The sequence below is a fragment of the Neisseria sicca 4320 genome, assembly GCF_000193735.1.
Taxonomy (GTDB): domain Bacteria; phylum Pseudomonadota; class Gammaproteobacteria; order Burkholderiales; family Neisseriaceae; genus Neisseria; species Neisseria sicca_E.
Genome location: NZ_AEPF01000089.1, coordinates 1 through 14,811 on the forward strand (window position 1 = coordinate 1; position 14,811 = coordinate 14,811).

13 protein-coding genes and 1 pseudogene are annotated in these 14,811 nt (G+C 52.0%); 11 read left to right on the top strand and 3 right to left on the bottom strand.

The features are described from left to right. The first annotated feature begins 319 nt into the window (after positions 1–319). The 6 genes from NSCA4_RS0108620 to NSCA4_RS0108645 all read left to right on the top strand — a co-directional run bounded on the left by NSCA4_RS0108620 (position 320) and on the right by NSCA4_RS0108645 (position 6,109). Positions 320–1,144, top strand: a complete 825-nt coding sequence (locus NSCA4_RS0108620; protein ID WP_016687753.1) for an amino acid ABC transporter substrate-binding protein — start codon at positions 320–322, stop codon at positions 1,142–1,144. Continuing rightward, complete coding sequence (locus NSCA4_RS0108625) at positions 1,134–1,850, top strand: amino acid ABC transporter permease (protein ID WP_016687754.1); 717 nt, start codon at positions 1,134–1,136, stop codon at positions 1,848–1,850. The genes NSCA4_RS0108620 and NSCA4_RS0108625 overlap by 11 nt, the downstream gene beginning before the upstream one ends. Positions 1,851–1,859: 9 nt before the next feature. Beyond that, the gene (locus NSCA4_RS0108630; RefSeq protein WP_016687755.1) at positions 1,860–2,627 is read left to right on the top strand and encodes an amino acid ABC transporter ATP-binding protein; all 768 of its coding nucleotides are present in this window, start codon (positions 1,860–1,862) and stop codon (positions 2,625–2,627) included. 350 nt (positions 2,628–2,977) lie between these two features. Then, positions 2,978–4,900 carry an ATP-binding cassette domain-containing protein gene (locus NSCA4_RS0108635; RefSeq protein ID WP_016687756.1) on the top strand — a complete coding sequence of 641 codons (1,923 nt, stop codon included), beginning with the start codon at positions 2,978–2,980 and terminating at the stop codon, positions 4,898–4,900. A gap of 133 nt (positions 4,901–5,033) precedes the next feature. Next, positions 5,034–5,402, top strand: a complete 369-nt coding sequence (locus tag NSCA4_RS0108640; protein ID WP_016687757.1) for a hypothetical protein — start codon at positions 5,034–5,036, stop codon at positions 5,400–5,402. Between the two features lie 155 nt (positions 5,403–5,557). Further along, a complete protein-coding gene (locus NSCA4_RS0108645) occupies positions 5,558–6,109 on the top strand; it encodes a hypothetical protein (protein WP_029609680.1) in 552 nt (183 codons plus the stop codon). Positions 6,110–6,263: 154 nt separating this feature from the next. Here the strand turns inward: NSCA4_RS0108645 and folE2 are convergent, their stop codons facing one another. After that, positions 6,264–7,037: a GTP cyclohydrolase FolE2 gene (folE2, locus tag NSCA4_RS0108650; protein WP_029609681.1), complete on the bottom strand. Its 774-nt coding sequence runs from the start codon at positions 7,035–7,037 to the stop codon at positions 6,264–6,266. Positions 7,038–7,218: 181 nt separating this feature from the next. Here folE2 and NSCA4_RS0108655 point away from each other — a divergent pair, with 181 nt between their 5' ends. From NSCA4_RS0108655 to hflX, 4 genes are all read left to right on the top strand, one after another. Then, complete coding sequence (locus tag NSCA4_RS0108655) at positions 7,219–8,376, top strand: trans-sulfuration enzyme family protein (RefSeq protein ID WP_016687760.1); 1,158 nt, start codon at positions 7,219–7,221, stop codon at positions 8,374–8,376. A gap of 93 nt (positions 8,377–8,469) precedes the next feature. Then, entirely contained in the window at positions 8,470–8,928 is a 459-nt protein-coding gene (locus NSCA4_RS0108660; RefSeq protein WP_016687761.1) for an META domain-containing protein, read from the top strand. 234 nt (positions 8,929–9,162) lie between these two features. Next, on the top strand, positions 9,163–9,942 hold the full coding sequence (locus tag NSCA4_RS0108665; protein WP_016687762.1) for a ferredoxin--NADP reductase: 780 nt from the start codon (positions 9,163–9,165) through the stop codon (positions 9,940–9,942). Positions 9,943–9,968: 26 nt separating this feature from the next. After that, the gene (gene hflX, locus NSCA4_RS0108670) at positions 9,969–11,159 is read left to right on the top strand and encodes a GTPase HflX (protein WP_016687763.1); all 1,191 of its coding nucleotides are present in this window, start codon (positions 9,969–9,971) and stop codon (positions 11,157–11,159) included. Between the two features lie 190 nt (positions 11,160–11,349). Here the strand turns inward: hflX and NSCA4_RS16060 are convergent, their stop codons facing one another. Beyond that, the gene (locus NSCA4_RS16060) at positions 11,350–11,475 is read right to left on the bottom strand and encodes a hypothetical protein (RefSeq protein ID WP_003742273.1); all 126 of its coding nucleotides are present in this window, start codon (positions 11,473–11,475) and stop codon (positions 11,350–11,352) included. Positions 11,476–11,892: 417 nt separating this feature from the next. Between NSCA4_RS16060 and NSCA4_RS0108685 the strand changes: the two genes are divergently transcribed. Further along, complete coding sequence (locus NSCA4_RS0108685) at positions 11,893–14,364, top strand: heavy metal translocating P-type ATPase (protein ID WP_016687765.1); 2,472 nt, start codon at positions 11,893–11,895, stop codon at positions 14,362–14,364. Between the two features lie 206 nt (positions 14,365–14,570). On the opposite strand, the pseudogene NSCA4_RS16365 reads toward NSCA4_RS0108685, so the two are convergent. After that, positions 14,571–14,714, bottom strand: a pseudogene (locus tag NSCA4_RS16365) (IS5/IS1182 family transposase); the annotation flags it as partial. Between the last annotated feature and the right edge of the window lie 97 nt (positions 14,715–14,811).

The window sequence follows — 14,811 nt, forward strand, 5'->3', positions numbered from 1 at the left end:
GCTATGTTCAGGTTATCTCTGCGCTATCATCCAAGGCTGTACTCGCAGGCAAAACAGAACGCCGTTTCCTTTCAATCTGTGCGCAGCACCATTATTGCGAATATCAAGCCGAATCATAACGCGGACGATGATAAAGAGAGTCGTCTGAAAGCAGAAAAGAGGAGATGCTCCGATTTCAGACGACCTTTTCTTGAAAAATGCAGGTTTTTCGGGTTCATTCATCCGTTTCGGAATAAGCGTTATAAGAAAGTATTCTTTGTGTTTGCCGTAATTTCACTTAGAATGCTGCCCTTGCACACTTTTTCTTCAGGAGAAGATTATGTTGAAAAAATTCGTACTCGGCGGCATGACCGCATTGGTTTTGGCAGCCTGCGGCGGAGAGGGCGGCAGCGCGTCTTCTTCTGCTCCCGCTCAATCTGCCGGTGCTTCCGGTTCTTTAATCGAGCGCATCAACAATAAAGGTACGATTACCGTCGGCACCGAAGGCACTTACGCGCCGTTTACCTACCATGACAAAGACGGCAAGCTGACCGGCTACGATGTGGAAGTTACCCGTGCCGTTGCGGAAAAATTAGGCGTAAAAGTCGAGTTTAAAGAAACGCAATGGGATTCGATGATGGCGGGTTTGAAGGCGGGACGTTTCGACGTGGTGGCAAACCAAGTCGGTCTGACCAGTCCCGAACGCCAAGCGACATTCGACAAATCCGAACCTTACAGCTGGAGCGGTGCGGTTTTGGTGGCGCGTAACGACAGCAGCATCAAATCCATCGACGACATCAAAGGCGTGAAAACCGCGCAATCCCTGACCAGCAACTACGGCGAAAAAGCCAAAGCTGCGGGTGCGGAGCTTGTGGCAGTGGACGGTTTGGCGCAATCGCTGACCCTGATTGAACAAAAACGCGCCGATGCGACTTTGAACGATGAATTGGCGGTTTTGGACTATCTGAAGAAAAACCCGAATGCGGGCGTGAAAATCGTTTGGTCTGCGCCTGCAGATGAAAAAGTCGGTTCCGGCTTGATTGTCAATAAAGGCAATGACGAAGTCGTGGCGAAATTCAGCACGGCAATCAACGAGCTGAAAGCCGACGGTACGCTGAAAAAACTGGGCGAACAATTCTTCGGAAAAGACATCAGTGTTAAATAATTTTCTTGCTTCGCTGCCGTTTATGACGGAAACACGCGCCGACATGATTGTCAGCGCGTTTTTGCCTATGGTCAAAGCCGGTTTTATGGTGTCGCTGCCGCTGGCAGTGGCGTCGTTCCTGATCGGGATGGTGCTTGCCATCGGCGTGGCTTTGGTGCGGATTATGCCTGCGGGCGGCATCGTGCGGAAAATCCTGCTTAAACTGGTGGAAACTTATATTTCTATCATCAGGGGGACGCCGCTGTTGGTGCAGCTTGTGATTGTGTTTTACGGGCTGCCGTCTGTCGGTATTTTCATTGATCCGATTCCCGCCGCCATCATCGGCTTCTCGCTCAATGTCGGCGCATATGCTTCCGAGACTATCCGTGCTGCGATTTTGTCCGTACCGAAAGGGCAGTGGGAGGCGGGTTTCTCCATCGGCATGACCTATATGCAGACTTTCCGCCGCATCGTCGCGCCGCAGGCATTTCGCGTCGCTGTGCCGCCTTTAAGCAACGAGTTTATCGGCTTGTTCAAAAACACTTCGCTCGCGGCAGTCGTAACGGTAACGGAATTGTTCCGCGTCGCGCAGGAAATGGCAAACCGTACCTACGACTTCCTGCCCGTCTATATCGAAGCCGCTTTGGTTTACTGGTGTTTCTGCAAAGTGCTGTTCCTGATTCAGGCGCGCTTGGAAAAACGCTTCGACCGCTATGTCGCCAAATAAGGGAAAGCCATGATTAAAATCCGCAATATCCGCAAAACCTTCGGCGAAAACACCATTTTGCGCGGCATCGATTTGGATGTGGGCAAAGGTCAGGTGGTCGTCATCCTCGGGCCTTCCGGCTCGGGAAAAACGACGTTTTTACGCTGCTTAAACGCGCTGGAAATGCCCGAAGACGGACAAATCGAGTTCGACAATGAGCGACCTTTGAAAATCGATTTTTCTAAAAAAACGACAAAGCACGACATTTTGGCTCTGCGCCGCAAATCCGGCATGGTGTTCCAACAATACAACCTTTTCCCGCACAAAACCGCGTTGGAAAACGTGATGGAAGGTCCGGTTGCCGTACAAGGCAAACCTGCCGCCCAAGCGCGTGAAGAAGCTTTGAAATTGCTGGAAAAAGTCGGCTTGGGCGACAAAGTTGACCTTTATCCCTACCAGCTTTCCGGCGGTCAGCAGCAGCGCGTCGGCATCGCCCGCGCATTGGCGATTCAGCCCGAGCTGATGTTGTTTGACGAACCCACTTCCGCGCTCGATCCTGAATTGGTGCAAGACGTGTTGAATGCCATGAAGGAATTGGCGCAGGAAGGCTGGACGATGGTCGTGGTTACCCACGAAATCAAGTTCGCGCTTGAAGTCGCCACTACCGTCGTCGTCATGGACGGCGGCGTCATCGTAGAGCAGGGCAGTCCGAAAGAATTGTTCGAACACCCCAAACACGAACGGACGCAGAAATTCCTGCGGCAAATCCGTAAGGATTCGGCGGATTATCGACATTAAGCCGTTTCGTTCCATCAAAAGGTCGTCTGAAAACAAGCATAGTGAGTTTCGTTAACACTATTCGCCGTTTTCAGACGACCTTTTTTCATTATGGATTTACGTTGAAACGCTAGGGCATTAACGGACGGCGACATATAGTGGATTAACTTTAAACCAGTACGGCGTTGCCTCGCCTTAGCTCAAAGAGAACGATTCTCTAAGGTGCTGAAGCACCAAGTGAATCGGTTCCGTACTATTTGTACTGTCTGCGGCTTCGTCGCGCCTTGTCCTGATTTAAATTTAATCCACTATAATGCTGTTTTCGCTATAAAATACCGCCTTTCCCATTTTTCCGCCCGTCCCTTACCACCATGATTGAAATCAAAAACCTCACCCTGCAACGCGGTTTGAAAGTCCTGCTCGACAAAGCCAACGCCACCGTCAATCCCGGTCAGCGCGTCGGTTTGATCGGCAAAAACGGGACGGGCAAATCCAGCCTGTTTGCCTTAATCAAGGGTGAAATCACTCAGGATGGCGGCGATATCTCGATTCCGAAAAATTGGCGGATTGCTTCCGTTTCCCAAGAAACGCCCGACTTGGACATCTCCGCGTTGGACTACGTCTTGCAGGGCGATGCCGAGTTGCAGGCTTTTCAGACGACCTTGGCGCAGGCGGAAGCGCAAAATGACGGCATGAAACAGGCGGAATATCATGCCAAATTGGAAGAAATCGACGCTTATACCGCGCCGGCCCGCGCGGCGAAATTGTTGAACGGACTGGGGTTTTCGCAAGAAGAACACAGCCGTCCCGTCAAATCCTTTTCCGGCGGCTGGCGTATGCGCCTGAACCTTGCGCAAGCCCTGATTTGCCGCGCCGATTTGCTCTTGCTTGACGAGCCGACCAACCACTTGGATTTGGAAACTGTCTTGTGGCTGGAAAACCACCTTGCCTCTTTACCCTGCACGCAAATCATCATTTCCCACGACCGTGATTTCCTCAATGCGGCCACCACCCAAACCATCGAATTGTCCCAGCAAAAGCTCACGCAATACGGCGGCAATTACGATTTTTACCAAAACGAACGTGCGCAGCGTCTCGCGCAGCAACAAGCCGCCTATGTCAAACAGCAGGCGCAAATCAAACATTTGCAATCCTTTATCGACCGCTTCAAAGCCAAAGCCACCAAAGCCGTTCAAGCGCAAAGCCGCATGAAGGCGTTGGCGAAGCTCGAGCGCATCGCTCCCGCGCATCTGGACAGCGAGTTTTCCTTTGAGTTTTACAATCCCGACCATCTGCCCAATCCCTTGCTGAAGCTGGAACACGCTGATTTGGGTTACGAAGGCAAAACCGTCCTGCACGACATTACCCTGTCGCTGGAAAGCGGCGCACGTTACGGACTATTGGGTGTCAACGGCAGCGGTAAGTCTACGTTTATCAAAGCCTTGGCAGGCAAAATCGATTTACTCTCCGGCAGCATCGTCCGTTCCGAAAAACTCAATATCGGCTATTTTGCCCAACACCAACTCGATACCATCCGCGCCGACCAAAGCCCTGTTTGGCATATTCAGCAGCTTTCTCCCGAAGTGCGCGAACAAGAAATCCGAAATTTCCTCGGCGGCTTCAACTTTGTCGGCGATATGGCGTTGCAGAAAACCGAACCCTTTTCCGGCGGAGAAAAAGCCCGCCTCGCCCTCGCCATGATCATCTGGCAAAAGCCAAATCTGCTACTGCTTGACGAGCCGACCAACCATTTGGACTTAGATATGCGCCACGCCCTGACACTCGCGTTGCAAAGTTTCCAAGGTGCATTAATCGTCGTGTCGCACGACCGCAGCCTGCTCGAAGCGACTACCGACAGCTTCCTTCTTATTGATAAAGGTCGTCTGAAAAACTTTGACGGCGACTTAAATGACTATCGCCAATGGCGGTTGGCGCAGGAAAACGCCACAGCCGCACCTGCCGCTTCCGCACAAAGCCAAAACCGCAAAGACATCAAGCGTATCGAAGCACAAATCCGTCAAGAAAAAGCCCGACGCGGCAAGCCGATACAACAGAAAATCGACAAAGCCGAAAAAGAAATGGCGCAGCTTTCTGAAATTCAAACGGCATGTGAAGCATTTTTGGCACAAGAAGAAGCCTATTCGGACGAAAATAAAACAAAATTACAACAAACGCTCACACAATTAACAGAAGTTAAAGTAAAATTAACACAAATAGAAGAAAACTGGCTTTTGTGGCAAGAAGAGCTGGAGCAAATCCTGACGGAAATCGACGCAGAATTTACACAACTATAAATATCCCGTTGCCCGAGTTTCCGTATCTGCCTTCAGAAGCCGCCAAAAATACAGTTCGGCATGGTCATTTCAGACCGTCGAACTGCATAAAAACAAAAATAGGTCGTCTGAAAACTCAAACTACGGAAAACACATGCCTTCACGAATCAAGCAAGGAGGATTCATCGTTGCGTCCTCCCTTATTTTGGGCTTATCCCTTCATACCGCAGCATCTGTCTTCAGTTGCCATTCAGGCAACAGCAAAACCTATACATCCGAACCTTCGGGAAACTGCACAGGCGCAGACCTGCCCAAAATCAGCAGCCATCAAGGCGGTGCATATCGTTTGAAAATTAACAAATTAAGCAGCGATACCGAAGAAAAGGCAGCCAAACCCAAGAAGGCGCGTTCAAAAGAAAAATCTCGGGAAAAAGCGCAAGAGCAAGAGGCAAAAAGCAAAAACGCCAAATCACGCGCCAAAAAATCGGATAGAGCTGGACAAACGTCGTCTGAAAACGAGTGAAGCAAGTTTCGCTAAAATGAAGAGGGCGGTTTGCACAGTTTGAAATTTAAAAAGCCGGCCGTCCTATTTGAGAGAATATGCCGGGATTGTTATACTATTACAGTTGAATGCAATATCTGATCGAACAATTACTTATTTCACATTGCGACCTTACCATGAAACAATCACTCCACACATTGGCAGCTTCATTGCTGATGTTTGCCGCCGTATCGGGCGCACAAGCCTCTTCCAAAATTTATACCTGCACAGTCAACGGCGAAGTTGTCTATACTTCCCGCCCATCCGCAAACTGCCATTCGGCAGATTTGCCGACCATCGGTAAATACAGCAGCTCACGCTACGACGCGCCCGCCTTTGAAATATCGGAATCTGCTGCCGAAACGCCGTCAAAACGAGCCGGTAACGTAAAACCTGCCCTTAAAAATACTGCTAAGGCAAATCCTGCACCTGCGCCCATCCGTCCTGCCCCTGAAGTCGCAGCAACGCCTGCGCCCAAATCCTCCGGCAGCACTAGCCGCCGTTCGATTTTGGAAACGGAATTGAGCAACGAACGTAAAGCGTTGGGTGAAGCGCAAAAATCTCTGGCTCAAGCCCGCGTAGCCAAAGGCGGTCATGTCAACCAACAGGAAATCACCAGTCTGCAAAGTGCAGTACTAGACCGCCAGCAAAACATCCAAGCCCTGCAAAGGGAACTGGGGCGACTATGATAATTTAGTTAACCGGGTAGAAGCTTTAAACTAAATAAGAGAGGCATTACACTTGTCCTAAATGAAGTTCTATGAAATAAATCCACGAACACAAAAGGTCGTCTGAAAACCTGATTTTCCGGTTTTCAGACGACCTTTTCGATTTTTCGCTTGTTTAAGGATAAGCAATATAGGCGTAAGCCGAGTGGTTGTGTATCGACTCGAAGTTTTCGCTCTCGACGATGAAGCTTTCGATACGTCCGTCGGCAATCAGCGCGGTTGCTACGTCGCGCACCATGTCTTCCACGAATTTCGGGTTTTCATAGGCTTTTTCAGTAACGTATTTTTCATCGGGGCGTTTGAGCAGGCCGTAAAGCTGGCAGCTTGCCTGCGCTTCCACGCAATCGATGATTTCTTCGATACCGACTTCGGCGTTGGCAGTCAGGCTGACGGTAACGTGCGAACGTTGGTTGTGCGCGCCGTATTGCGAGATTTCTTTGGAACACGGACATAAAGAGGTTACGGGAACCATCACTTTCAAATTATGGCTGTATGTTCCGTTTTGGATTTCGCCCGTCAGGGTAACGTCGTAGTCCAGCAGGGATTGGATGCCGGAAATGGGCGCAGATTTTTTGCGGAAGAAGGGGAAGGAAACGCTGATTTTGCCGGAATGGGAGTCTAAAAGGGCAACCATTTCGGCAGTCAGTTTGTGCAGCCTGTCGAAATCCAAAGCCTCGGTTTGTTGTTCCATCAACGCCACGAAGCGCGACATATGCGTGCCTTTTTGGTCGGCGGGCAGGAAAACCGTCATGGTCAGGCGGGCGACGGTGGATTGGCTGCCTTCGGCAGTATTTAAAGTAATCGGGAAGCGAAGGTCTTTGATACCGACCTGGTTAATCGGCAGATTGCGTAAATCGCGGCTGGATTGCACGTCTGCAATGGCGTTCATGCGTTGTTTGTCCTTAATTGTCGGATTGCTGGGATGTGTGTCGTTTTGAAACGGATTCATGCCGTCCGTTTTGCAAATGCGAGATTATATCACTTGCAAACCGTGTCCGCATTGATTGTTTCTATTTTTCGGATAGTGATAAAATCCTGAATTATTCATATCTTTACAAGGTTGAGCCGAGATGAAATTCGCCACCAAAGTCATCCATTCCAGCTACGATTGCGACGAACACAACCGCGCACTGATGCCGCCGATTTATCAGAACAGTATGTTCGCGCTGCACGAAATCGGCGAGCAGGTTCCCTACCGCTATTCGCGCCTGAGCAATCCGACCCGTCAGGTTTTGGAAGACACGGTTGCCGATTTGGAACGCGGGGCGGCGGGTTTTGCCTTTTCCAGCGGTATGGCGGGCATCGATGCCGTGTGGCGCACATTCCTGCGTCCGGGCGATACCATCGTCGCCGTCGCCGACATTTACGGCGGCGCGTATGACTTGCTGGTTGACGTATATAAAGCGTGGGGCGTGAACGTCGTTTTTGCCGATTTGGGCAACCCCGACCGCTTGGACGAGCTGCTTGCCGCGCACAATGTAAAACTGGTTTGGCTGGAAACCCCGTCCAATCCACTATTGAGATTGGTGGACATCAAAGCACTTGCCGCCAAAGCTCACGCCGCCGGTGCATTGGTCGGCATCGACAACACCTTCGCCACGCCGTATCTGCAACAGCCGCTGGAGATGGGCTGCGACATCGTGTTCCATTCCGCCACCAAATACCTTTGCGGCCACTCCGACGTATTGATGGGCATCGTCGCCGTCAAAACCAAAGAACTGGCGAAACCGCTGCACGACATGATGGTGCATACCGGCGCGATTGCCGGCCCGATGGACTGCTGGCTGGTGTTGCGCGGCATCAAAACGCTCGCCTTGCGCATGGAGGCGCACTGCAAAAACGCGCTTGACATCGCCCGCCGCCTTGAAGCCCATCCCGCCGTGGAAAAAGTGTTCTATCCCGGACTGCCGTCTCACGAACATTACGAACTGGCGAAAACCCAAATGCCCAAAGGCATAGGCGGCGTGGTAACGGTTTACCTCAAAAACGATACGCGCGAAGCGGCAAACAGCGTGATTAAAAACATGGATATGGTCAAAATGGCGTCCAGCCTCGGCGGCGTCGAAAGTCTGGTCAACCATTGCTATTCCCAGTCCCATAGCGGCGTGCCGCATGATGTGAAAATGGAAATGGGCATCAAAGTCGGCTTGCTGCGCTTCTCCATCGGCATCGAAGACGCGGACGATATTTGGAACGATATTTCCAAAGCTTTGGATACGACGCTGTAAATATCAAGAGGTCGTCTGAAAAGTGCATGGCAGGTTTTGCTAGAGCGTTTTCAGACGACCTTTGAGCTGACCCCACGTTAGAAAGGCAAAATCATGAAAACCCTGATCCCCACCCTTATGACCGCAATCATGCTGACTGCCTGTACTTCGCCTGCTGAAAAACCGCAGCCGTCCCAGCCTGCTGCGTCGTCTGAAAAACCATCCGAACCGCGTCAAGCGTCAACGTCGGCTTTGGCGGCAAAATGGTTTGTGGTTTCTTTCGGAAAATTCACCGAAAAAGATTTGGCGGGCAGAACGGCTTTTTTGGATTTGAGCAAAATGCCCAAGGCGCATGGCAAGATGGGTTGTAATCATTTGATGCTCCAAGCAAAAGAAGTCGGTTCGGGCAAAATCGATTTCGGTCCGATTGCGACGTCGATGATGTTGTGTGAAGACATGAAGTTGGAAGAGGCTTTCTTAAACATGAAAAGCGTGTGGAACTATCGTTTTGACGGCGATGATTTGATTTTGGAGCAAAACGGCAAAACCATGCGCCTGCGCCGTGAGCCGTAAATTTTGAGTTTACCGTTAATTATAGTGGATTAACTTTAAATCAGGACAAGGCGACGAAGCCGCAGACAGTACAGATAGTACGGCAAGGCGAGGCAACGCCGTACTGGTTTAAAGTTAATCCACTATATAAAAGGTCGTCTGAAAACCGGATAATCAGGTTTTCAGACGACCTTTCGCCAAGCGAACGGGTATAATACCTTCCGTTTCCATACCGCACACACAAGGAATCCCATTATGGCAGCCTCGCCCGAAGACAAGTTCACCGAAGAAAAAGTCTTGTGGATCAAACACCATACGCCCAAGCTGATGACTTTTGCCATCAGCCGCCCTGAATCCTACCGCTTCTCGGCAGGGCAGTTTTCGCGGCTCGGTTTTCGCGACGGCGAGGGCTTTATCTGGCGCGCTTATTCCGTCGTGTCTGCCGAATACGCCGATACGCTTGAATATTTTGCCGTTTTGATCGAGGGCGGTCCCATGTCGGCGCGGTTTGCCGCGATGAAAGAGGGCGACACCATACTGCTCGACAAAACCGCTACGGGCTTCCTCCTGCCCGAGCGATTCCCCGACGGCAAAGATTTGGTCATGCTCTCCACCGGTTCGGGCATTGCGCCTTTCCTTTCCATCATCGAGCAACCCGAAATCTGGCAGCGTTTCGACCGCTTGGTTTTGGCGCACTCGGTTTCTTTCGCCGGCGAACTGATTTTCAGACGACGTGTTGAAGCATTGAAAGACCATCCGCTGATTGGCGAGCATTTCCACAAATTCCGCTTCGTCCCCATCACCACGCGCGAGGAAACCGAAGGCGCGTTGAGCGGCAAGCGCATTCCCGAGCTGCTGAAAGACGGCAGCCTCGAAGTATACACGGGATTCAAGTTCACCAAAGCGGACACGCGCTTTATGGTCTGCGGCAATCCCGCCATGGTCAAAGACACGTTCCAAGCCCTGATGGACTTGGGCTTCGCCATGCACCGCAACCGCATCCCCGGCGAAATTATGATGGAAAACGGGTTTTAAGCCCTCTGAAAACGAAAGGATTTTCCTTGTCCAAACGCAACATTTTCCCCGTCGACAAATCTTTGGAGCAACCCGAACGCGTGATGCTGGTCGGGGTGATGTTGAGCGCGGATTATTCGGGTGCGAACGAAGTGCGCGAGCGGACTTTTCAGACGACCTTGGAAGAGGCGGCGGAATTGGTCGCGGCGGCGGGCGGCGAGCTGGTGTTGCGCGAAACCGCCAAGCGCGACAAGGCGCATACGGCTTATTTCGTCGGCACGGGCAAGGCGGAGGAGCTGGCGGCGGCGGTGAAGCTGCACGACATCGGCTTGGCGGTATTCAACCATGAATTGACGCCGACGCAGGAGCGCAATTTGGAAAAAATCCTGCAATGCCGCGTTCTCGACCGCGTGGGTCTGATTTTGGCGATTTTTGCCAAACGCGCCCAATCGCAAGAGGGTAAATTGCAGGTGGAGCTGGCGCAGTTGAACCATTTGGGCGGGCGGCTGGTACGCGGCTACGGACATTTGCAGAGCCAGAAGGGCGGTATCGGCCTGAAAGGGCCGGGCGAGACGCAGTTGGAAACCGACCGCCGCTTAATCGGGCAGAAAATCACGGCGTTGAAAAAGCAGTTGGCGCAAGTGAAAAAACAACGTGCCACGCGTCGCAAATCGCGAATGGAAGGTCGTCTGAAAACCTTTGCCATCGTCGGTTATACCAACGCGGGCAAATCCAGCCTGTTCAACCGTCTGACCAAGGCGGACGTGTTGGCGAAAGACCAGCTTTTCGCCACGCTGGATACGACGGCGCGGCGTTTGTTTTTGTCGCACGAGGCGGGCGTGATTCTGACGGATACGGTCGGGTTCGTCCGCGATTTGCCGCACAAGCTGGTGTCGGCGTTTTCGGCGACACTGGAGGAAACAGCTTTGGCGGACGTGTTGCTGCACGTCGTTGATGCGTCCAATCCCGATTTCGAGCGGCAGATGGACGATGTGAATGTGGTTTTGGAAGAAATCGGCGCGCATGAAGTGCCGCAGCTTGTCGTTTACAACAAAATCGACCTGCTACCGGAAGGCGTGCGCGAGGCGGGCGTGTTGCGGGATAATTCGGGACGCGCCGTCGGCGTGAATACTTCGGTGACGAAAAGTCTGGGCTTGGACGCTTTGCGCGAGGCGATGATTGAGCGGGCATTGGAAAACGGCGGCAAGAGGTCGTCTGAAAACTTTGAGTCCGAATAAAAACAAGGTGTTTTGACTGCCGTTGTTTCTCAATGGAAAAGGCGGCGGGGTGGATTTCGATTTCTGTCTATTGTTTGCCGCTGCGTGTTTCAAAAGGTCGTCTGAAAAGAGTAAAGGCCGTTTGGAAAACAAAGATAAATCAGGGAGGGTTTATCTTTTTTTTCAAACGGCCGTTTAAAGGGTTTACCGCTTAGAAAGGGAGGAGGCGGCGTTTTTTCATAACGTTTTCGTAAATCATCCATGCCGCCAAGCTCAGGTAGGCGACGCTGGACAGGATGCCGATAACGGCAAAAATAGGTAGCAGGCGGTCAATCATGATGTTTTCCCGAGTAAGTAGTTAATGTAAATTTTTGTGTAAAAGCGTAATGTTTTGTATTTTTTACCGCACTGTTTGTACGGAATATGCGCATAGTATGCAGCTTCCAGTCGGGTAGGTCAACAAAAATGTAGTGTGTTTTTTAAAAAAGTTCCGTTTTTACATTAAAATAATCGGTAAATTCGTACGATATGCGGTATCAGAACGCAACCGTTCGTCTGTTGATGAGCGGTTATATTATTGAAAAATATAAATAAAAGTAATAAAAATATGCAAATTGTTTTAAATTGAACGTTTTGTAAAATTTTTTTAAAAATCTGCTAAAAAGCGACACTTTAATAAAGTTTACATTTTTAAACATTTCAAATCCAAGTCTCAAACGGCAAACCACCTGCCGCACACCATCAGGCACATATTATGAATCAAACGGAAAGAACCTGTTTCCATTGCGGTCTGGAAGTCCCCGAACACCTTCATTTGACCGTCCTCTACGAAAATGAAGACCATGAAACCTGCTGCGCGGGTTGTCAGGCAGTGGCGCAGAGCATTATTGATGCAGGTTTGGGCAATTATTACAAACAGCGTACCGCCGACGCGGAAAAATCCGAATTGCCGCCGCCGGAAGTGTTGTCGCAACTGAAACTGTATGATTTGCCCGAAGTGCAGGCGGATTTTGTCGAGGTCGGGGAGGGGGATGAACGCGAGGCGGTGTTGATGCTGGGCGGTATTACCTGCGCGGCGTGCGTATGGTTGATTGAGCAGCAGCTTTTGCGGACGGCGGGCGTGGTGCGCGTGGATTTGAATTACAGTACGCACCGCTGCCGCGTGGTGTGGGACGAGGGCAAAATCGCGCTGTCGGACATTCTCTTAAAAATCCGCAAAACAGGTTATACCGCCGCGCCTTACGATGCGCAAAAAGTCGAGGCGCAGGCGCAGAAAGAGCGCAAACAGTTTATCGTCAGACTGGCAGTAGCGGGTTTGGGCATGATGCAGACGATGATGTTTGCCGTGCCGACGTATCTTTACGGCGGCGACATCGAGCCGCTGTTTTTGGAAATTCTGCACTGGGGCGGCTTTTTGATGGTGCTGCCCGTCGTGTTTTACAGCGCATTGCCGTTTTACCGCGGTGCGTGGCGCGATTGGAAAAACCGCCGCGTCGGCATGGATACGCCGATTGCGATTGCGGTTGTGATGACCTTTGTCGCGGGCATTTACAGCCTTGCCGTCAATGCGGGGCAGGGGATGTATTTCGAATCCATCGCCATGCTGCTGTTTTTCCTGTTGGGCGGGCGGTTTATGGAACAAATCGCAAGGCGCAGAGCAGGGGATGCGGCGGAGCGGCTGGTAAAACTCGTTCCTGCGTTCTGCCACCACCTTCCGTCTTATCCCGACAGCGAGGAAATCGAGGAAGCGGCAGTTGTGCAGCTTCAAGCGGGCGACGTGATCGTCGTCAAACCGGGTGAAGTCATTCCTGTGGACGGCACTGTGTTGTCCGGCGAGAGCGAAGTGGACGAAGCCATGTTGACGGGCGAGAGCCTACCGGTCGTCAAAAGGTCGTCTGAAAACGTTACCGCAGGCACGCTCAATACGGGCAGCCCGCTTGTTATCCGAACCGACCGCACCGGCAACAACACGCGCCTGTCGCACATCGTCAAACTGCTCGACCGCGCGCTCGCCCAAAAACCGCGAGCCGCCGACCTTGCCGAGAAATACGCCTCCAGCTTCGTGTTTGGTGAGCTGCTGCTTGCTATCCCTGTCTTTGTTGGCTGGACATGGTATGCCGACGCGCAAACCGCTTTGTGGATTACCGTCGCGCTGCTGGTCATCACTTGCCCTTGCGCACTTTCGCTTGCCACGCCAACCGCGCTTGCGGCATCAACAGGCGCGCTTGCCGACGAAGGCGTGTTAATCAGCGGCAAACAAAGCCTCGAAACACTCGCCCAAATCGACGATGTCGTGTTCGATAAAACCGGTACACTGACCAAAGGACAACTTTCCGTCAGCCGAATCATCAACTTAGGTCGTCTGAAAACAGAAGAAGCGCTCGCCGCCGCACAAGCCCTAGAATATCAATCCGAACACCCCATCGCCCGCGCCATCTTGAACCACACAATTTCAGACGACCCTAACCCCGCGCCCGCATACGCAGTCTCCCAGCGCGTCAACCGCATTGGACAGGGTGTCAGCGCGCAAATGACCTACAAAGGCGAAACCCAAGTTTGGGCATTGGGACGCGCCGATTTCGTCGCCGGAATAGCCGGCGTGTTGCCTGACGAAGCCGCCGGCATCGAACACGCAGGCAGCATGGTATTCCTCGGCAACCAAAGCGGTTTCCAAGCCGTCTTCCTGCTAGAAGACCAAATCAAAGACAGCGCCGCCGCCATGCTCGACATCCTCAAACAACAAGGTATCCGCACGCACCTACTCAGCGGCGACCGCACAAATGCCGTCGCACAAGTCGCGCAGGCACTCGGTTTGGACACCTACCGCGCCGAAGCCGCGCCCGAAGAAAAACTCGCCTACGTTGAAGAATTGCAGAAACAAGGCAGAAAAGTCTTGATGGTCGGCGACGGCATCAACGATGCTCCCGTCCTCGCCCAAGCCGACGTGTCCGCCGCCGTCGCAGCAGGCGCCGATGTCGCACGCGACGGCGCCGATTTGGTTTTGCTCAACGACGACTTGAACATCCTGCCCGCCACCATCGCCCAAGCCCGCCGCACGCGCGAAATCATCCGCCAAAACCTCGCCTGGGCAAGCGCATACAACATCATCGCCGTCCCGCTCGCCGTCTTAGGCTACGTCAAACCCTGGATCGCCGCATTAGGCATGAGCATCAGCTCGTTGTTTGTCGTGGGCAATGCGTTGAGATTGTTGAAGAAAAGAAAATAGTTAATTTTGGAAGAAAGAGGTCGTCTGAAAAACCGGATTTTGGGTTTTCAGACGACGTGAGACCTTTGCAAAAAAGCCCTTCCTTCGACAGCCGAAACCCAAACACAGGTTTTCAGCTATTTCCCTCCCCCAATACCTCCTGATTTCACCCAAATGCCCCCTTAATCCTCCCCGGACGCCCCATAATAAGGCATCCGAGCCGCCTTTTAGGCGCAAACAGACACACTTAGCCAGTTAGCCGCTTTCAACAGGTTCAAACACATCGCCTTCAGATGGCTTTGCGCACTCACTTTAATCAACCCGAAATAGGCTGCCCGGGCATAGCGGAATTTACGGTGCGGCGTACCGAACTTCATCGACTTCTATGGCCTGACGCTGTTTGCTGCCGACGGTCTGAATAATGGTGGCGTCAATGACGGCGGCGGATGCTTTCTCTACTTTTAAGCC

Excerpts from the sequence above, each read along its gene's own strand:
- NSCA4_RS0108635 (WP_016687756.1), top strand. The coding sequence starts at position 2,978 with ATGATTGAAATCAAAAACCTCACCCTGCAACGCGGTTTGAAAGTCCTG.
- NSCA4_RS0108640 (WP_016687757.1), top strand. The coding sequence starts at position 5,034 with ATGCCTTCACGAATCAAGCAAGGAGGATTCATCGTTGCGTCCTCCCTT.
- NSCA4_RS0108660 (WP_016687761.1), top strand. The coding sequence starts at position 8,470 with ATGAAAACCCTGATCCCCACCCTTATGACCGCAATCATGCTGACTGCC.
- NSCA4_RS0108665 (WP_016687762.1), top strand. The coding sequence starts at position 9,163 with ATGGCAGCCTCGCCCGAAGACAAGTTCACCGAAGAAAAAGTCTTGTGG.
- NSCA4_RS0108630 (WP_016687755.1), top strand. The coding sequence starts at position 1,860 with ATGATTAAAATCCGCAATATCCGCAAAACCTTCGGCGAAAACACCATT.
- folE2 (WP_029609681.1), bottom strand. The coding sequence starts at position 7,037 with ATGAACGCCATTGCAGACGTGCAATCCAGCCGCGATTTACGCAATCTG.
- NSCA4_RS0108685 (WP_016687765.1), top strand. The coding sequence starts at position 11,893 with ATGAATCAAACGGAAAGAACCTGTTTCCATTGCGGTCTGGAAGTCCCC.
- NSCA4_RS0108645 (WP_029609680.1), top strand. The coding sequence starts at position 5,558 with ATGAAACAATCACTCCACACATTGGCAGCTTCATTGCTGATGTTTGCC.
- NSCA4_RS0108620 (WP_016687753.1), top strand. The coding sequence starts at position 320 with ATGTTGAAAAAATTCGTACTCGGCGGCATGACCGCATTGGTTTTGGCA.
- NSCA4_RS16060 (WP_003742273.1), bottom strand. The coding sequence starts at position 11,475 with ATGATTGACCGCCTGCTACCTATTTTTGCCGTTATCGGCATCCTGTCC.
- NSCA4_RS0108655 (WP_016687760.1), top strand. The coding sequence starts at position 7,219 with ATGAAATTCGCCACCAAAGTCATCCATTCCAGCTACGATTGCGACGAA.